Source organism: Micromonospora sp. NPDC048930, from assembly GCF_043197935.1.
Taxonomy (GTDB): Bacteria; Actinomycetota; Actinomycetes; order Mycobacteriales; family Micromonosporaceae; genus Micromonospora.
In genome coordinates this window covers 296,968-312,497 of record NZ_JBICUB010000002.1, presented here as the reverse complement: position 1 = coordinate 312,497, position 15,530 = coordinate 296,968, and the positions used below count along the sequence as shown (strand labels likewise).

The window sequence follows — 15,530 nt, the reverse complement described above, 5'->3', positions numbered from 1 at the left end:
CGCAGAGTCGCGGCGCGCTGTAGGGGGGACACGGGGCTTGGTGTGTCCACATACGAGGGGGAGTGCGATGACGCGTGGTGCGGCGGCGTCGGGACAGGCGCCGGACGAGCACTCTCCGGTCACCCCGGACTGGACCTGCGGCTCGTGCGGCCACGACTGGCCCTGTGACACGAAGCGCGGCCGGCTGCTGGCCGAGTACCAGGCGGACCGGGCCTCGCTGAGCGTCTACCTCGGCTCCTGCCTGGCCGCGGCCAGTCAGGACCTGCGCTCCGCCCCGACCGCCTCGCTCCAGGACCGGTTCATCGGCTGGGTGCCGCGGAGCCCGCGTACCGCCTGACGCCGCCGGTGGCCGCCGCGCTCGGGTTCGGCGGCCACCGGCTGCGGGTCAGGGGCGGCGGGGCCGCCGGGTGAGGGCGAAGCCGACCACGCCGGCCACGGCGGCGAGCACCCCGCCCACGCTGGTCCAGACCCAGCGCGAGCCGGGCTCCGGGAGCCAGCCGGTGAGGCTGCTCTCCGGCTCGGTCACCGGCTCCGGCGTCGGCTCGGCGGTGAGCAGCGTCCCGGCCCGGGTGTTCGGCACCAGCGGCGCCGCGAGCCGGCCGTCGTCGCCCGACGTCCCGCCCTCGCCGTCGGCGCTGACCAGCAGGTCCACGTCGATCGGCAGGCCCAGGTCCGGCTCGGGCAGGTCGGTCACGGAGAGCCGGACGTAGTAGGTGCCGGGCAGCGGGTCGCCCGACCACGGCTCGGCCCAGGGGCGTACGCGGCGGAGGGTGCAGCCGAGGGTGACGCTGGTCGCCGACGCGGCGGCGGTGGGGGTCTGCGCCCCGGCGGTGCACGCCTGCCGGCGACGCAGCCCGTCGAAGACGTCCACGGTCCAGGTGGACGAGCCGGTGCGGCCCTTCGGGAAGGAGACGGTCGCGGCGATCTCGTGGACCTGGCCGGCCTCGGCCTGGAACGACCAGTAGAGGTGGTCACCCGTCGACGCGCCCACCTGGACCGGCTGACCGGCGGTGATGGCGGTGGCGGTCAGGAACGAGGTGCCGGCCTTGGTCACCGTGGCCGCGCCCGGCGACGGGGTGGGAGCCGCGGTGGCCACGCCCGGTGCGAGGGTCAGCCCGGCGGCGGCTAGCGCCGCCGCGGAGCGGATCAGCGTACGCATCCTCAGTTCTCCCTCCAGGTGGCGACCCACCAGCGGGTGAGCAGCCCGGCGATCAGCCCGGTGACCAGCCCGGCCAGGGTGAGCAGGAGCAGCAGCGCCCAGCCGCGGCCGAGGTCCGGCCCGTCCGGGGCGGGGGACGCGGCGACCACGTCGACGGTCAGCTCCACCGGCATGCCGGGCCTGGCCTCGGTGCCGGGCCGGGGCGCGAAGGCGTTGCTGACCACCAGGCACACGGTCTGCGAGGTCACCGTGCCGCTGGGGGCGGGATCGGGGGCGTCCCCGGTGGCCGACCAGCGCAGGCCGGCGGAGATCACGTCGGTACGCCCGCTGCCGGCGTCGACGCCCCGGACGAGCTCCCGCCCGTCCGGCGCGGTGGCCCGCAGCAGCACCCCGTAGTCGGGGTTGACCGGCCGGTCCAGCGCGATGCTGACCGAGGCGCGCAGCTCCTGGCCGGGCCGGACCGGCACCCGGTACCAGCGGTGCTCGGAGAACGCCTCCCGGTCGGTGTAGACGCCGGGGCCGAGCAGGGGCGCGTCGCCGCACCGGGCGGAACCGCCGACCACGGTCGGGGTGGCGGTGTAGGTGTCCCGGGCCCGGTCGACCAGCTGCTTGATCCGGCCGGTCAGCTCGTCGGCGCTCTGGGCCGCCGTGTACGTGCCGCCGGTCGCCCCGGCGATGCAGAGCAGCTGCCGGCGTACCTTCTCGTCGGGGGCGAGGCCGAGGGTGTCGACGACCAGCCTGGTGCCCTGGGCGGCCAGTTCCCGGGCCACCTCGCAGGGGTCGGGCGGGGCGCAGGTGTCCTCGCCGTCGGTGATCAGCACGATCCGGCGGGCGGTGCTGCCGGTGCCGAGGTCCTGCGCCGCCGAGCGCAGCGCCAGCCCGACCGGGGTGAATCCGGTCGGCCGCAGCGTGGCGACCGCGGCCTTGGCCTGCGTCCGGTCCACCGGGCCGACCGGCACGATCTGCTGGGTGTCCAGGCAGCCCTGCTTCTTGTCCTTGCCCCGGTAGGTGGCGCCGAGCACCCGGATGCCGAGCTGGGTCCCGTCCGGCAGCGCGTCCACGACCTCGTTGAACGCCTGCTGGGCGACGGAGATCCGGCTGCGCCCGTCGATGTCCCGGGCCCGCATCGAGCCGCTCACGTCGAGGACGAGTTCCACCTTGGGCGGTTCGGCGGGCGGTTCGGCGGTCTCGCCGTCGGCCCGGGCGGGGGTGGGACCGATCAGCGCGGTCGTCGCCAGCAGTCCGAGGAGGACGGCCGTCGATCGTCTCTTGTTGATCACCGGGCGAAGTGTAGTGAGATCCACTTTGGAAGATCATCGGGGTGGGGTGGTGGCCGTCCTGCCAGGACGGTGACCCTGTCCGGCGGCGTGACCGGGGCCGGCGCCAGGTGTCGGCGGAGCGGCGTGGAGCGGTAAGGATCCCGTAAGGTTCCCGCGGGATGACCCACAGTCATATGCCGGATGTAAACCTTTTGTGGAGTGGCGCAGTCGTCGGAAATCTGACCCGGGATGACCCGTTGTGCGAGTGCGGGAGTGTGGTTAAGCTCTTCTTGCGCGCCCCAATCGCCCGCTTCCCCCGTGGCAGGCGATCGGGGCGCGCTTTTTCGTGCCCCGACCCGATCGGGGCGTCCCCCTCGGCCGGCGCAAGCGAAAAACGCGGCCCGGTGGGCGTGCCACCGGGCCGCGACGTACGCTCCGCGCCCTAGATCCAGCGACCGTCCAGCCACATCCGGGCGGACCAGTCCGCGTACGTCATCAACCTGCCCACGAAGATCGGGTAGAAGTACGCGAAGCAGAGGGCGACCAGCAGCACGTACGCGCCGACGATGATCCCGCCCACCAGCCGCCGGTCGGAGACATCCTCCTGGCTCGGCGGCGCGGCCGTGCCGGTGACCGGCCCGGGCGTGACGATCGCCCCGAGCACGTAGACCACCGCCAGCACCAGGAACGGCACCGCCGGCGCGGCGTAGAAGGAGAACATCGTCCGGCCGTCGAGGGCGAACCAGAACCAGGGCAGCAGGCCGGCGGCCACGCCGAGCAGGATCGCCCCGGCCCGCCAGTCCCGCCGGGCCAGCCCGAGCCAGACCGTCGCGGCCAGCGCCGGCAGGAACGACCACCAGAGCAGCGGGGTGCCCAGCAGCAGGATCTCCGAGGCGCAGCTCGGCGCGCCGCAGTTGCCGTCCCCCGACCAGTAGAAGGCAACCGGGCGGCCCAGCAGCAGCCACTGCCACGGCCAGGACTGGTACTTGTGCGGGTCGTCGAGCTGGGTGTGGAAGCCGTACGCGGCCTTGTGGTATTCCCACAGGTTGATCAGCGCGCCGATGACCGGGGTGTCGCTCAGCCCCGGGGTGTTCGGGTAGCGGCTGGCCAGGCGGTAGTAGCCGTCGTCACTGAGCAGCCAGCCCGACCAGGTGGCGACATACGTCCCGACCATCAGCACGCCGGCCAGGAACAGCCACGGCAGCTCGTCCAGCAGGGCGTCCCGCCACGGGTGGCGTACCCCGGCGGACCGGCGGACGCCGACCTCCCAGAAGATCACCAGCAGCGCGAAGGCCGGGACGAAGTACAGTCCGCTCCACTTCACCGCGCAGGCGCAGCCGAGCAGCACCCCGGCGGCCAGCCGCCACCACGGCCAGTCCCGCCAGGTCGACGGCGGCCGGCCCGCCCGCCCCGGCACCGACGGGTCGAGCCCGGCCTCCAGCGCCCGCGACCAGCGGCGGCGCCGGGCGTCCCGGTCGAGGACCAGCGCACCGAACGCGGCCAGCACGAACAGGAGCAGGAAGATGTCCAGCAGGGCGGTGCGGGAGAGCACCAGGTGGAAGCCGTCCAGGGCGAGCAGCAGGCCGGCCGCGCAGCCCAGCGTGGTGGACCGGAACATCCGCCGGGCGATCCGGACCAGCATCAGTACCGACAGGGTGCCCGCGACGGCCGCCGCGAACCGCCAGCCGAACTCCGGGGCGGTGGTGGTCAGGTGCCCCGGCACGGAGATCTTCAACTCCGCGTCCTGGTAGCCGAAGGCCCACTCGCCGAGCCCGATGAGCCACTTGCCCAGCGGCGGGTGCACCACGTACGACGGGCCGCCGTCCTTGTAGTTCCACTCGACGCCCCGGTCGATCAGCCCGTACGCGTCCCGGGCGTAGTAGATCTCGTCGAAGATCTTGCCCTTCGGCCCGCTGAGACCGACGAAGCGCAGGATCGCCGCGATCACCACGACGACCGTGGTGGCCAGCCAGGCGTGCCCGTCGAGGCGGGCGTCGACCGTGGCGAGCCGCCGGCGGACGACGGCCGGGATCCCGCCCCCGCCGGTCGTCACGGACCCGCTGGCCTGGTCGGCGGTGGGCTGGCCGGCGGTCGTCCGGTCCGATCCGGCCCGACCCGCGCTCGCGCTCTGTGCTGTCGACGCACTCGTCACCCGGCGATCGTAGGCTGCGAAGGTGCCCGGTGGCGCCCGTCGTCTCCGAGATTGGTACGACCGTCGATGAAGGAGCGCACGTCGTGGGTGAAATGTCCGAGGTGGGACGCCTCGTGTTGCTCGGCGCCCCGCTGGGCAACCCGGCCGACGCCTCGACCCGGTTCCGCGAGGTGCTCGCCACCGCCGACGTGGTCGCCGCCGAGGACACCCGGCGGCTCACCCGGCTGGCCCGGGACCTGGCCGTCACCGTCCCCGGCAAGATCGTCTCCTACTTCGAGGGGAACGAGGAACGGCGTACCCCCGAACTGGTCGACGTGCTCGCCGCCGGCTACACGATCGCCCTGGTCACCGACGGTGGCATGCCCAGCGTCTCCGACCCCGGCTACCGCCTGGTCCGGGCCGCGATCGACGCCGGCTTCCCGGTCACCGCGGCCCCCGGACCGAGCGCGGTGACCACCGCGCTGGCCCTCTCCGGGCTGCCCTCCGACCGGTTCTGCTTCGAGGGCTTCCTGCCCCGCACGCCCGGCGCCCGCCGGTCCCGGCTGCGCGCGCTCGCCGCCGAGGAACGCACGCTGGTCCTGTTCGAGGCGCCGCACCGGATCGCCGGCGCGCTGGCCGACCTGGCCGCCGAGTTCGGCCCGGACCGGCCGGCCGCGCTCTGCCGCGAGCTGACCAAGACGTACGAGGAGGTGGTCCGCCGGTCGCTGGGCGAACTGGCCGAGTGGGCCGCCGAGGGTGAGCCCCGGGGCGAGATCACCCTGGTCGTGGCCGGCGCGCCGCCGGCCGCCGCGACCCGGCCCGACGACGACACGCTGCGCGCCGCGGTGGCCGCGCGGGAGGCGGCCGGGCTGTCCCGGCGAGACGCGATCACCGAGGTGGCCACCGAGTACGGCCTGCGCCGCCGCGAGGTCTACACGGTCGTGCACGCCTGACGGCCGGCCGCCCGGCGGCGCGGTGGCCTCACCAGGCGGCGGCGAGGAACCCGGCGGTGATCAGCAGCGGGCCGGCCAGCGCCGCTCCCACCGCAAGGCGGCGGTGCCGGGGGTCCGGCAGCCGGGTCGCGCCGGTCCACCGGGCGATCCCGGTGGCGCAGGCGGCCACCAGCAGCAGGCCGAGCAGCCAGCGCAGGTGCCGACCGATGCCGGTGTCCGCGTACGCGGTGCCGCCGTCCGGCCCGGTCATCCGGGCCGGCAACGCGGTGCCGGTGGCGGTGCGCTCGGCCGGCACCCCGCTCACCCGTACGCCGTGCGCGACGAAGCGGTCCGCGTCGGCGCGGAAGATGCCCCGGCAGCGCTGGGTCAGCCCGCCGCCCGAGCAGTCCGTGATCACCGCGGTCCCGTCCGTCGAATGCCCCGCCGCCAGCCAGAGCGGCCCCGCGCTGACCCAGGCGAAGAAGGCCGCCAGCAGGCTCAACGACACCAGCGCGGCCAGTCCGGCCAGCGGGTCCGGCGGGTGGCCGCGCCGGGTCCGGGCCCGCCGGGAGGCCGGGGCCGGCGGCCGGTCCGCCCGTCGGGGCTCCTCGCGCAGCGGCGTGCCGTCCCAGTGCACCTCCTCGATCGGCGCCCAGGAGACCTCGCCGTCCCCCGCCGGCGCACCGCCGGCGGGCAGCCGCCGCCAGCGGGGCTGGCGCACCGGCACCCGGCGGGGCACCGCGTCCACCGGCGCCCCGGTGGTCGGCTCCACCTCGACCGGCGGGTCCGCCGGGTCCAGCCGCGGCTGCGGGGCGACCGGCCCGCCGCGCGCCACGCCGGAGCGGGCCGGCCGGGCATCCCCGCCGGCCGCCGCGGCGGAGGGCCCGTCCTGGCCCGGGGCCGCTCGTCTGCTGGTCACGCCGTTCATTTCACACCGGTACGCAGGGCGGGCCGGGCAGCTCAGACCGCGTGTCGGCGACAAATCGGACGGGCCGGCGGGGCCCCACGGTGGGACGCGCCCTATTGGTTCGCGGGTGCGGCACGGCAATCACTAGGCTTGACGCTCATGAGTCACGTTCTCGCCGCGGTCGCCTGGCCCTACGCCAACGGCCCGCGCCACATCGGCCACGTATCCGGATTCGGCGTTCCCTCCGACGTCTTCGCCCGGTACATGCGGATGGCCGGCCACGACGTGCTCATGGTCTCGGGCACCGACGAGCACGGCACCCCGATCCAGGTGCAGGCCGACGCCGAGGGGGTCACCCCGCGCGAGCTGGCCGACCGGTACAACCGGGTGATCGCCGAGGACCTGCGCGCGCTCGGGCTGTCGTACGACCTGTTCACCCGGACCACCACCCGCAACCACTACGCGGTGGTGCAGGAGCTGTTCCAGGGGCTCTACCGCAACGGCTACATCGTCCCCAAGGTCACCACCGGGGCGATCTCCCCGTCCACCGGGCGCACCCTGCCCGACCGCTACATCGAGGGCACCTGCCCGATCTGCGGGTACGACAGCGCCCGCGGCGACCAGTGCGACAACTGCGGCAACCAGCTCGACCCGATCGATCTGATCAACCCCAAGTCGAAGATCAACGGCGAGACCCCGGAGTTCGTCGAGACCGAGCACTTCTTCCTGGACCTGCCCGCCCTGGCCGACGCGCTGCGGCAGTGGCTGGACACCCGGGAGGGCTGGCGTCCCAACGTGCTGCGCTTCTCCCGGAACCTGCTCGACGACCTCCAGCCCCGGGCCATCACCCGCGACCTGGAGTGGGGCGTGCCGATCCCGCTGGACGGCTGGCGCGACCGGCCCGACAAGCGGATCTACGTCTGGTTCGACGCGGTCATCGGCTACCTGTCCGCCTCCATCGAGTGGGCCCGCCGCACCGGTGACCCCGAGGCCTGGCGCAAGTGGTGGTCCGCCGACGGCGAGGGCAAGGACGCCCGCGGCTACTACTTCATGGGCAAGGACAACATCGTCTTCCACTCGGTGATCTGGCCGGCGCTGCTCGGCGGCTACTCCGGCGAGGGCTCCCGGGACGGCGAGCCGGGCGAGCTGGGCCGGCTCAACCTGCCCACCGAGGTCGTCTCCAGCGAATACCTGACCATGGAGGGACGGAAGTTCTCCTCCTCCCGCAAGGTGGTCATCTACGTCCGGGACTTCCTCGAGCGGTACGACGCCGACGCGCTGCGCTACTTCATCGCGGTCGCCGGTCCGGAGAGCAACGACACCGACTTCACCTGGGCCGAGTTCCTCCGCCGCAACAACGACGAGCTGGTCGCCGGCTGGGGCAACCTGGTCAACCGGTCCATCTCCATGGCGGCGAAGAACTTCGGCGCGATCCCGCCGGTCGACCCGGCCGGGCTCACCGAGGCCGACCAGGCGCTGCTGGCCACCGCGCGGGCCGGCTTCGCGGGAGTCGGCGACCTGATCGCCCGGCACCGGCAGAAGCAGGCCATCAGCGAGGCGATGCGGGTCGTCGCCGAGGCCAACAAGTACCTGTCGGAGCAGGCGCCCTGGAAGCTCAAGGGCGAGGCCGACAAGCCGCGGATGGGCACCATCCTGCACGTCGCCCTCCAGGTGGTCAGCGACGCCAACACGCTGCTCACCCCGTTCCTGCCGCACTCCGCCCAGAAGATCCACGAGCTGCTCGGCGGCACCGGCGTGCACGCGCCGATGCCGGTGATCGAGGAGGTCGAGGACCTCGACGGCGGGCCGGCGTACCCGGTGTTGACCGGCGACTACACCGTCGGCGCGCGCTGGGAGTCCGTACCGCTGGAGGTGGGCCGGCCGCTCGCGGCGCCGAAGCCGGTGTTCCGCAAGCTCGACCCGTCGATCGTCGACGAGGAGCTGGCGCGGCTGGCCGGCTGAGCCCGACGCACGCCGCGGCCCCCGGGGACTTCCCCGGGGGCCGCGTCGCGTCCGGCGGTCAGGCGCGGGCCATCGACGGTGCGCCGATGAACTCCATGACCGCCTGGTTCACCTCGGTCGGATGGGTCCACGGGATGCCGTGCGGCGCCCCCTTCAGGGTCACCAACCGGCAGTCGGAGAGCATGGTCTGCAACCGTTGACCCGTGGCCGGGTACGGCAGCACGTTGTCCTTGTCGCCCTGGATGATCAACACCGGGACGTTGATGTTCGGCAGGTCGCGCCGGAAGTCGGTCTGCCAGGCGGTCACGGAGTCGTAGGTGCCCTTCGCGGACGCCCGGGCGCCGATCTCCCAGTGCGCCCGGTACGCCTCGTCGCTCACCCACTTGCCCTTGTTCTCGCTCTCGTTGAAGAACGCGTCGCAGAACTGGGTCAGGAAGGCGAACCGGTCCTGGATGATGGCCTGCTGGAACCCGTCGAAGAGGCTCTTCTCGACCCCCTCCGGATCGTCCTGCGTCTTCAGCAGGTACGGCGCCAACGGCGCCATCAGCACCGCCCGGTCCACCCGGTCCGACCCGTACGCGCCCAGGTAGCGGGTGATCTCACCGGTGCCCATCGAGTGCCCGATCAGGATCGCGTTGCGCAGGTCCAGTTCGGTCATCAGCACGTCCAGGTCGGCCGCGAACGTGTCGTAGTCGTACCCCATTGTCGGCTGGGCGGAGGCGCCGAAACCACGCCGGTCGTAGGTGATCGTCCGGTATCCGGCGTTGAGCAGCGGAATGCTGACCTTCTCCCAGGTCGCCCCGTTGAACGGGAAACCGTGGATCAGCACGATCGGCTGGCCGGAGCCGTGATCCTCGTAGTACAGGTCGATGGGGGCGGAGTTCTCCGTACCGACGGTGATGAAGGGCATCTGGGTCTCCTGAACGGGTTCGATCGCGGACCCGGGCGGATTCCCGTGCCGACGCCGGTTATGCCGTCGGATACCGCAGATCCACCACATGGTCGTCGGTCACCTCGGAACCGGGCGCCCAGGCCTCGTAGACGCCCCGCTCGTGGCACTGCGCCCCGGTGGCCACGACGGCGTCCGGATCCGGCCGGCGCAACCGCAGCCGCAGCCAGCCGGACTCCTCCCGCAGCACCAGGCAGGGCACCCCACGCCAGGCCGCGAACCGCACCCGCCGGGCCGCCGACTCCACCGGGTACCGGGCCGCCCGGGTCATCGCCAGCACCCGGAACCCGCCCGGCAGGTCGGCCACCGCCTCGTACTCGCCGCCGCCGTACGCGCCGACGAGCTGGGTGGAGCGGGGCGCGTCACCGGTCGGCACGTACTCCTGGTCGGGGGAGAGGCCGGGCACCGCGGCCAGCAGGTGCCGCCACTGCGGGCCGACCATCCGCAGCCAGCCCCGCTGCTCCGCCTGGTACGTGTAGAGCACCACCTCCACCCCCTCGGCCGGGTAGGCGAGCAGGGTGGCGTTCGCCGGCATCGGCAGGTCGGCGAAGTCCCGGGTGACGAACTCCGGGATGAGCTGGCCGTTGCTCGGCACGAACCCGGTGCCCAGCACCGGCGGCCCGAGCCGGTCCCGGGGCGGCAGCACGGTCAGCCCCTGGTACGCCGGACCGACCGGGGCGTCGTAGTCGGCCGGGTCGGCGGCCCGCCAGCGCAGCGCGTACGCCACGTCGCCGCCCTCGCCGTCGCCGCGCAGCACCGCCATCCCCGACGGCGTACGCAGGTGCGCCACGTCGTGCTCCCGGTAGCAGAAGCCGTGCGGCAGCCACCCCCGGACGTGGCCGGCGAGCTGCCGGGCGGAGAGCACCTTCACCATGCGGGTCCCGGGACGGATCACGGCCGAGGCGCGCACCGCGGCGAGCGTCGGGTCGCCCGCCGCGCCCGGCTGCTGGCTGAGCTGGTGCAGGTGCGCCCAGCCGTGCTCCCGGTGCACCGGCATCAGCAGCGGCGGGTCCGCCTCCTCGGTCGGCTCGACCGCCCCGTGCACCGCGCTGACCTCGGTGACGTGGACGAACTTCCGCCACGGGTGGGCCACCCCGGGCCGGGGCGCGAACTCGAACCCGGGCAGCTCGTCGGGGCTGAACAACTCGTACGCCGCCCCGCGGGCCAGCATCTCCGCCGGATGGACCCGGCCCTCGTACGTCACGTGCAACCCGGTCCGCTCAGGGGCGGCCCCGCTGGCCTCAGGTGTGACGGTCACGTTCCGGAACGTAGGCGTGGCAGATGTTACGCAGGTGAACAGGTGATATCGGTCCGGGGACGGGGCTGGTCGGCGGTGTGTGATGCTGGTCGCGATGACCGAGCAGACCGAAACCCGCAAGCAGCGGGCCGCCCGCCGGGCCGGGGAGTTCCCGCCCGCCCCGGAGGCGCTGCCCGTACCCGTGCTGGACAGCCACACCCACCTGGACATCACCGTCAGCGAGGCCGGCGTCCCCGGCGGGCCGGCCGACGACCCGGTCGGCGCGGCCATCGCGGTGGCCGCCGGCGTCGGCGTGGACCGGCTGGTCCAGGTCGGCGTGGACGTCGAGTCGTCGCGCTGGAGCGCCGACGTCGCCGAGCGGTACGGCGCGGTGCTGGCCACCGTGGCCCTGCACCCGAACGAGGCGCCCCGCCTGGCCGACCTCGACGAGGCGCTACGCGAGATCGAGGCGCTCGCCGCCCGCGACCGGGTCCGCGGCATCGGCGAGACCGGGATGGACTTCTTCCGCACCGGCGACGAGGGGCGGGCCGCGCAGGAGGAGAGCTTCCGCGCGCACATCGCCATCGCCAAGCGGTACGGCAAGGCGCTGGTCATCCACGACCGGGACGCGCACGCCGACGTGCTGCGCGTCCTCGACGACGAGGGCGCCCCCGACACCGTGGTGCTGCACTGCTTCTCCGGCGACGCCGACTTCGCCCGCGAGTGCGTCCGGCGGGGCTACCTGCTCAGCTTCGCCGGCACGGTCACCTTCGGCAGCGCCGCGGCGCTCCGCGAGGCCGCCACCGTCACCCCGGTCGACCAGATGCTGGTGGAGACCGACGCCCCGTACCTGACCCCGATGCCGCACCGCGGCCGGCCCAACGCGTCGTACCTGGTCCCACTGACCGTGCGGTTCCTGGCCGAGACCACCGGGACCGACCTCGACGAGCTCTGCGCCGCCATCTCCGCGACCGGCGACCGCGCCTTCGGCCCGTGGTGAGAGGATGCCCGGCGTGACCGGTCTGCTCGGCCCGGCGGAGATCCGGGAGCTCGCCGCCCGGCTCGGCGTGACGCCGACCAAGAAGCTCGGCCAGAACTTCGTGCACGACCCGAACACCGTCCGCCGGATCGTCACCACCGCCGGGCTGGCCCCCGACGACGTGGCGCTGGAGGTCGGCCCCGGGCTCGGCTCGCTCACCCTGGCCCTGCTCCCGGTCGCCGCGCACGTGCACGCCGTGGAGCTGGACCCGGCGCTGGCCGCCGCGCTGCCGGAGACCGCCGCCCGGTTCGCCGGCCCGGACGCCGCCCGGCTCACCGTGCATCCCGGCGACGCGCTGCGGACCACCGCCGCCGAACTGGCCGACCCGGCGCCCACCGCGCTGGTGGCGAACCTGCCGTACAACGTCGCCGTCCCGGTGGTGCTGCACCTCCTCGCCGAGCTGCCCACCCTGCGGCACGGCCTGGTGATGGTGCAGAAGGAGGTCGCCGACCGGCTCGTCGCCGGTCCCGGCTCCAAGGTGTACGGCGTCCCGTCGGTCAAGCTCGCCTGGTACGCCCGGGCCCGCGCCGCCGGCAAGGTCCCGCCGAACGTCTTCTGGCCGGTGCCGAACGTCGACTCCGGCCTGGTCGCCTTCACCCGGCGCGAGCCGCCCCGCGCCGACGTACCCCGGCAGGCCGTCTTCGCGGTGGTCGACGCGGCGTTCGCGCAGCGCCGCAAGACCCTGCGCGCCGCCCTGGCCGGCTGGGCCGGCGGCGCCGACCGGGCCGCCGCGGCGCTCAGCGCCGCCGGCGTCGACCCCGGCGCGCGGGGGGAGTCACTCACCGTGGAGCAGTTCGCCGCGATCGCCGCGTCGGCCCCGACCGTGCCCGCCGCCGCCCAGTAGGCTGGGCGCCACTGCCGATCCCGCCGAGGAGCTGACCGTGGAGAAGCCGTTCGACATTCGCCTGCGCCCGCGGGACATCGCCCCGTGACCGAGGCCTGGCGACCGGACGACGAGGACGGGCAGCGGCGCGGGGCCAGCGGGCCGGTGAAGGTCCGGGTGCCCGCCAAGGTCAACCTGCACCTCGGGGTGGGGCCGCTGCGCCGGGACGGCTACCACGAGCTGAACACCGTCTACCACGCGATCTCCATCTACGACGAGCTGACCGCCCGCCGGGGCGACACGCTCACCCTCACCATGGAGGGCGAGGGCGCCGGCGAGCTGGCCCTGGACGACTCCAACCTGGTGATCCGGGCCGCCCACGCCCTCGCCGGGTACGCGGGCGTGCTGCCGCACGCCCGGCTGCACCTGCGCAAGCAGATCCCGCTGGCCGGCGGGCTGGCCGGGGGCAGCGCCGACGCGGCCGCCGCCCTGGTCGCCTGCGACGCGCTCTGGGGCACCGGCCTGTCCCGGGACGAGCTGGCCGGCATCGCCGCCGATCTCGGCTCCGACGTGCCGTTCCTGATCCACGGCGGCACCGCGCTCGGCACCGGCCGGGGCGAGGCGGTCAGCCCGGTGCTGGCCCGCCCCACCTCCTGGCACTGGGTGGTGGCCGTCGCCCACGGCGGCCTGTCCACGCCGGCCGCGTACCGGGAGCTGGACCGGCTCCGCGACGCCGGCGCCGCGGGCGCGCCGCTGGGCAGCACCGACGCGCTCCTCGCCGCGCTGCGCCAGCGCGACCCGCGGGTGCTCGCCGCCGCCCTCGGCAACGACCTCCAGGACGCCGCGCTGACCATGCGCCCCGCGCTGGCCGAGACGCTCAAGGCGGGGGAGACGGCCGGCGCGCTCGCCGGCATCGTCTCCGGCTCCGGCCCGACCTGCGTGTTCCTGGCCACCGACGAGGCACACGCCGGGCAGATCGCCGCCGAACTGGAGGCCGCCGGGGTGTGCCGGGAGGCCCGGGTCGCCCACGGCCCGGTCGCCGGCGCCCGCATCGTCTGACCCGCCTGCCGGCCCGACCCGCGTGATCGACTCGGTCTTCGCCGAACCGGGTTGTCCGCACGCCGGCATACCGCGGTTTTCCGCAACCTGAGAGCGCGGCAAGGTCGCCGCCGTGGACCGGAGCGTCCCGGGCGGCGCGGGGGGCCGGTCGGTCCGCGTACCCTTGGAGTGGGCGTCCTGAGGTGCCGGCCGGCACCGGGACGCCTTGATCATGAAAGGTGGGGAAGTGGCCAACATCGTCAACCTGGACCGGGTGTCCAAGGGGTACGGCGCCGCCGGGCCGCTGCTCACCGACGTCTCGCTCGGCCTCGACGACGCCGACCGGGTCGGCGTGGTCGGGCTCAACGGGGCCGGCAAGTCCACCCTGCTGCGGCTGCTCACCCGCATCGAGGAACCGGACGACGGCCGGGTCACCCACCGCCGCGACCTGCGGGTCGCCTGGCTCCCGCAGACCCTCGACCTGGCCCCCGAGGCCACCGTCCGGGACGTCGTCCTCGGCACCGCCTGGCTCGGCGAGAGCATGGGCGCCGAGCACGAGTGGGCCGGCGACGCGGGCGTCCGCGCCATCCTCGACGGCCTCGGCATGCCGCACCTCGGCCTGGAGGCGCCGGTCGGGCCGATGTCCGGCGGCGAGCGCCGCCGGGTCGCCCTCGCCGCGCTGCTGGTCCGCGACGCCGACCTGCTCATCCTCGACGAGCCCACCAACCACCTGGACGTCGGCGGCGTCGACTGGCTGGCCAAGCACCTGGTCACCCGCAAGGGCGCGCTCGTCGTGGTCACCCACGACCGGTGGTTCCTCGACGCGGTCTGCACCACCACCTGGGAGGTCGCCGACCAGACCGTCCGGGCGTACGAGGGCGGCTTCGCCGCGTGGACCCTCGCCCGGGTCGAGCGGCAGCGGGTCGCCGCCGCCACCGAGGCCCGCCGGCAGAACCTGCTCCGCAAGGAGATCGCCTGGCTGCGCCGGGGCGCGCCCGCGCGTACCTCCAAGCCGAAGTTCCGCATCGAGGCCGCCAACGCGCTCATCGCCGACGTCCCGCCGCCGCGCGACACCATGTCGCTGCAACGGCTCGCCACCGCCCGGCTCGGCAAGCAGGTGTACGACCTGGAGCAGGTCACCCTGCACGCCGGCCCGAAGGAGATCCTGCGCGAGGTCACCTGGCAGGTCGGTCCCGGCGACCGGGTCGCCATCCTCGGCCGCAACGGCGCCGGCAAGACCACCCTGCTGCGCATGCTCGCCGCGGTGACCCGCCCCGACGGCGGGCGCTTCACCGCCGGGCAGACCGTCCGGCCCGCGTTCCTCTCCCAGGAACTCGCCGAACTCCCCGGCCACCTGCGCGTCCTCGAAGCCGTCGAGGAGGTGGCCCGGCGCGTCCAGTTCGGCGACCGGGAGATCAGCGCCGCCCAGCTCGCCGAGATCTTCGGCTTCGACGACCGGCGGCTCTGGACCCCGGTCAGCGACCTCTCCGGCGGTGAACGCCGCCGGCTCCAGCTGCTCCGGCTGCTCGCCGGCGAGCCCAACGTGCTCCTCCTCGACGAGCCCACCAACGACCTGGACACCGACACCCTCGCCGCGCTGGAGGACCTGCTCGACTCCTGGCCCGGCACCATCGTCGTGGCCAGCCACGACCGCTACCTGATCGAGCGGGTCACCGACATCGCGTACGGGATGTTCGGCGACGGGCGGCTGGTGCACCTGCCCGGCGGCGTCGACGAGTACCTCGCCCGCGCCGCCGCCGGCCGGGGCCCGGCGCCCGCCGACCTCACCCCGGCCGCGGCCGCGCCGGACCGCGAGGGCATGTCCGCCGCCGAGGTACGCACCGCGCGGAAGGAGCTCGGCCGGCTGGAACGGCAGATCGCGAAGCTGGAGCAGAAGGAGGCCACCCTCCACGAACAGCTCGCCGCGCACGCCACCGACTACGCAAAGGTCGCCGAGCTGGACGCCCAACTGAAGGAACTGCGGGCCGAGCGGGAACGCACCGAGGAGGCCTGGCTGACCCTCGCCGAGGAGCTGCCGGCCGGCTGACCGGGACACGAGGTGGGGGGTGTGCGGCGTCACAGCTCGCCGTACGG

13 protein-coding genes are annotated in these 15,530 nt (G+C 74.4%); 7 read left to right on the top strand and 6 right to left on the bottom strand.

Annotated elements, in window-relative coordinates; translation table 11 throughout:
- The first annotated feature begins 67 nt into the window (after positions 1 to 67).
- Positions 68 to 337 (top strand): hypothetical protein, encoded by a 270-nt coding sequence (locus ACGFI9_RS06795; protein ID WP_393175777.1) that lies wholly within the window; start codon positions 68 to 70, stop codon positions 335 to 337.
- A gap of 48 nt (positions 338 to 385) precedes the next feature.
- Here the strand turns inward: ACGFI9_RS06795 and ACGFI9_RS06790 are convergent, their stop codons facing one another.
- From ACGFI9_RS06790 to ACGFI9_RS06780, 3 genes are all read right to left on the bottom strand, one after another.
- On the bottom strand, positions 386 to 1,159 hold the full coding sequence (locus ACGFI9_RS06790; protein WP_393175775.1) for a peptidase: 774 nt from the start codon (positions 1,157 to 1,159) through the stop codon (positions 386 to 388).
- Positions 1,160 to 1,161: 2 nt separating this feature from the next.
- On the bottom strand, positions 1,162 to 2,439 hold the full coding sequence (locus ACGFI9_RS06785) for a VWA domain-containing protein (protein ID WP_393175773.1): 1,278 nt from the start codon (positions 2,437 to 2,439) through the stop codon (positions 1,162 to 1,164).
- A 421-nt stretch (positions 2,440 to 2,860) separates the two neighbouring features.
- A complete protein-coding gene (locus tag ACGFI9_RS06780) occupies positions 2,861 to 4,570 on the bottom strand; it encodes a dolichyl-phosphate-mannose--protein mannosyltransferase (protein ID WP_393175771.1) in 1,710 nt (569 codons plus the stop codon).
- Positions 4,571 to 4,662: 92 nt separating this feature from the next.
- On the opposite strand from ACGFI9_RS06780, the gene rsmI reads away from it, so the two are divergent.
- Entirely contained in the window at positions 4,663 to 5,502 is an 840-nt protein-coding gene (gene rsmI, locus ACGFI9_RS06775; protein WP_393176640.1) for a 16S rRNA (cytidine(1402)-2'-O)-methyltransferase, read from the top strand.
- Between the two features lie 28 nt (positions 5,503 to 5,530).
- Here rsmI and ACGFI9_RS06770 read toward each other — a convergent pair whose 3' ends face one another.
- Positions 5,531 to 6,409, bottom strand: a complete 879-nt coding sequence (locus ACGFI9_RS06770; RefSeq protein ID WP_393175769.1) for a hypothetical protein — start codon at positions 6,407 to 6,409, stop codon at positions 5,531 to 5,533.
- Between the two features lie 138 nt (positions 6,410 to 6,547).
- Between ACGFI9_RS06770 and metG the strand changes: the two genes are divergently transcribed.
- A complete protein-coding gene (metG, locus tag ACGFI9_RS06765; RefSeq protein WP_393175767.1) occupies positions 6,548 to 8,350 on the top strand; it encodes a methionine--tRNA ligase in 1,803 nt (600 codons plus the stop codon).
- Positions 8,351 to 8,408: 58 nt separating this feature from the next.
- On the opposite strand, the gene ACGFI9_RS06760 is transcribed toward metG, so the two are convergent.
- Both ACGFI9_RS06760 and ACGFI9_RS06755 read right to left on the bottom strand, forming a co-directional pair.
- The gene (locus ACGFI9_RS06760) at positions 8,409 to 9,260 is read right to left on the bottom strand and encodes an alpha/beta fold hydrolase (RefSeq protein ID WP_393175765.1); all 852 of its coding nucleotides are present in this window, start codon (positions 9,258 to 9,260) and stop codon (positions 8,409 to 8,411) included.
- Between the two features lie 58 nt (positions 9,261 to 9,318).
- Positions 9,319 to 10,557: a hypothetical protein gene (locus ACGFI9_RS06755; protein WP_393175763.1), complete on the bottom strand. Its 1,239-nt coding sequence runs from the start codon at positions 10,555 to 10,557 to the stop codon at positions 9,319 to 9,321.
- 82 nt (positions 10,558 to 10,639) lie between these two features.
- Here ACGFI9_RS06755 and ACGFI9_RS06750 point away from each other — a divergent pair, with 82 nt between their 5' ends.
- From ACGFI9_RS06750 to ACGFI9_RS06735, 4 genes are all read left to right on the top strand, one after another.
- Positions 10,640 to 11,536 carry a TatD family hydrolase gene (locus ACGFI9_RS06750; protein WP_393175761.1) on the top strand — a complete coding sequence of 299 codons (897 nt, stop codon included), beginning with the start codon at positions 10,640 to 10,642 and terminating at the stop codon, positions 11,534 to 11,536.
- Between the two features lie 13 nt (positions 11,537 to 11,549).
- Positions 11,550 to 12,419: a 16S rRNA (adenine(1518)-N(6)/adenine(1519)-N(6))-dimethyltransferase RsmA gene (gene rsmA / locus ACGFI9_RS06745; protein ID WP_393175759.1), complete on the top strand. Its 870-nt coding sequence runs from the start codon at positions 11,550 to 11,552 to the stop codon at positions 12,417 to 12,419.
- Between the two features lie 84 nt (positions 12,420 to 12,503).
- The gene (locus tag ACGFI9_RS06740; protein ID WP_393175757.1) at positions 12,504 to 13,457 is read left to right on the top strand and encodes a 4-(cytidine 5'-diphospho)-2-C-methyl-D-erythritol kinase; all 954 of its coding nucleotides are present in this window, start codon (positions 12,504 to 12,506) and stop codon (positions 13,455 to 13,457) included.
- A gap of 226 nt (positions 13,458 to 13,683) precedes the next feature.
- Positions 13,684 to 15,483, top strand: coding sequence for an ABC-F family ATP-binding cassette domain-containing protein (locus ACGFI9_RS06735; RefSeq protein WP_393175755.1), 1,800 nt, complete (start codon positions 13,684 to 13,686; stop codon positions 15,481 to 15,483).
- The last annotated feature ends 47 nt before the right edge of the window (positions 15,484 to 15,530 follow it).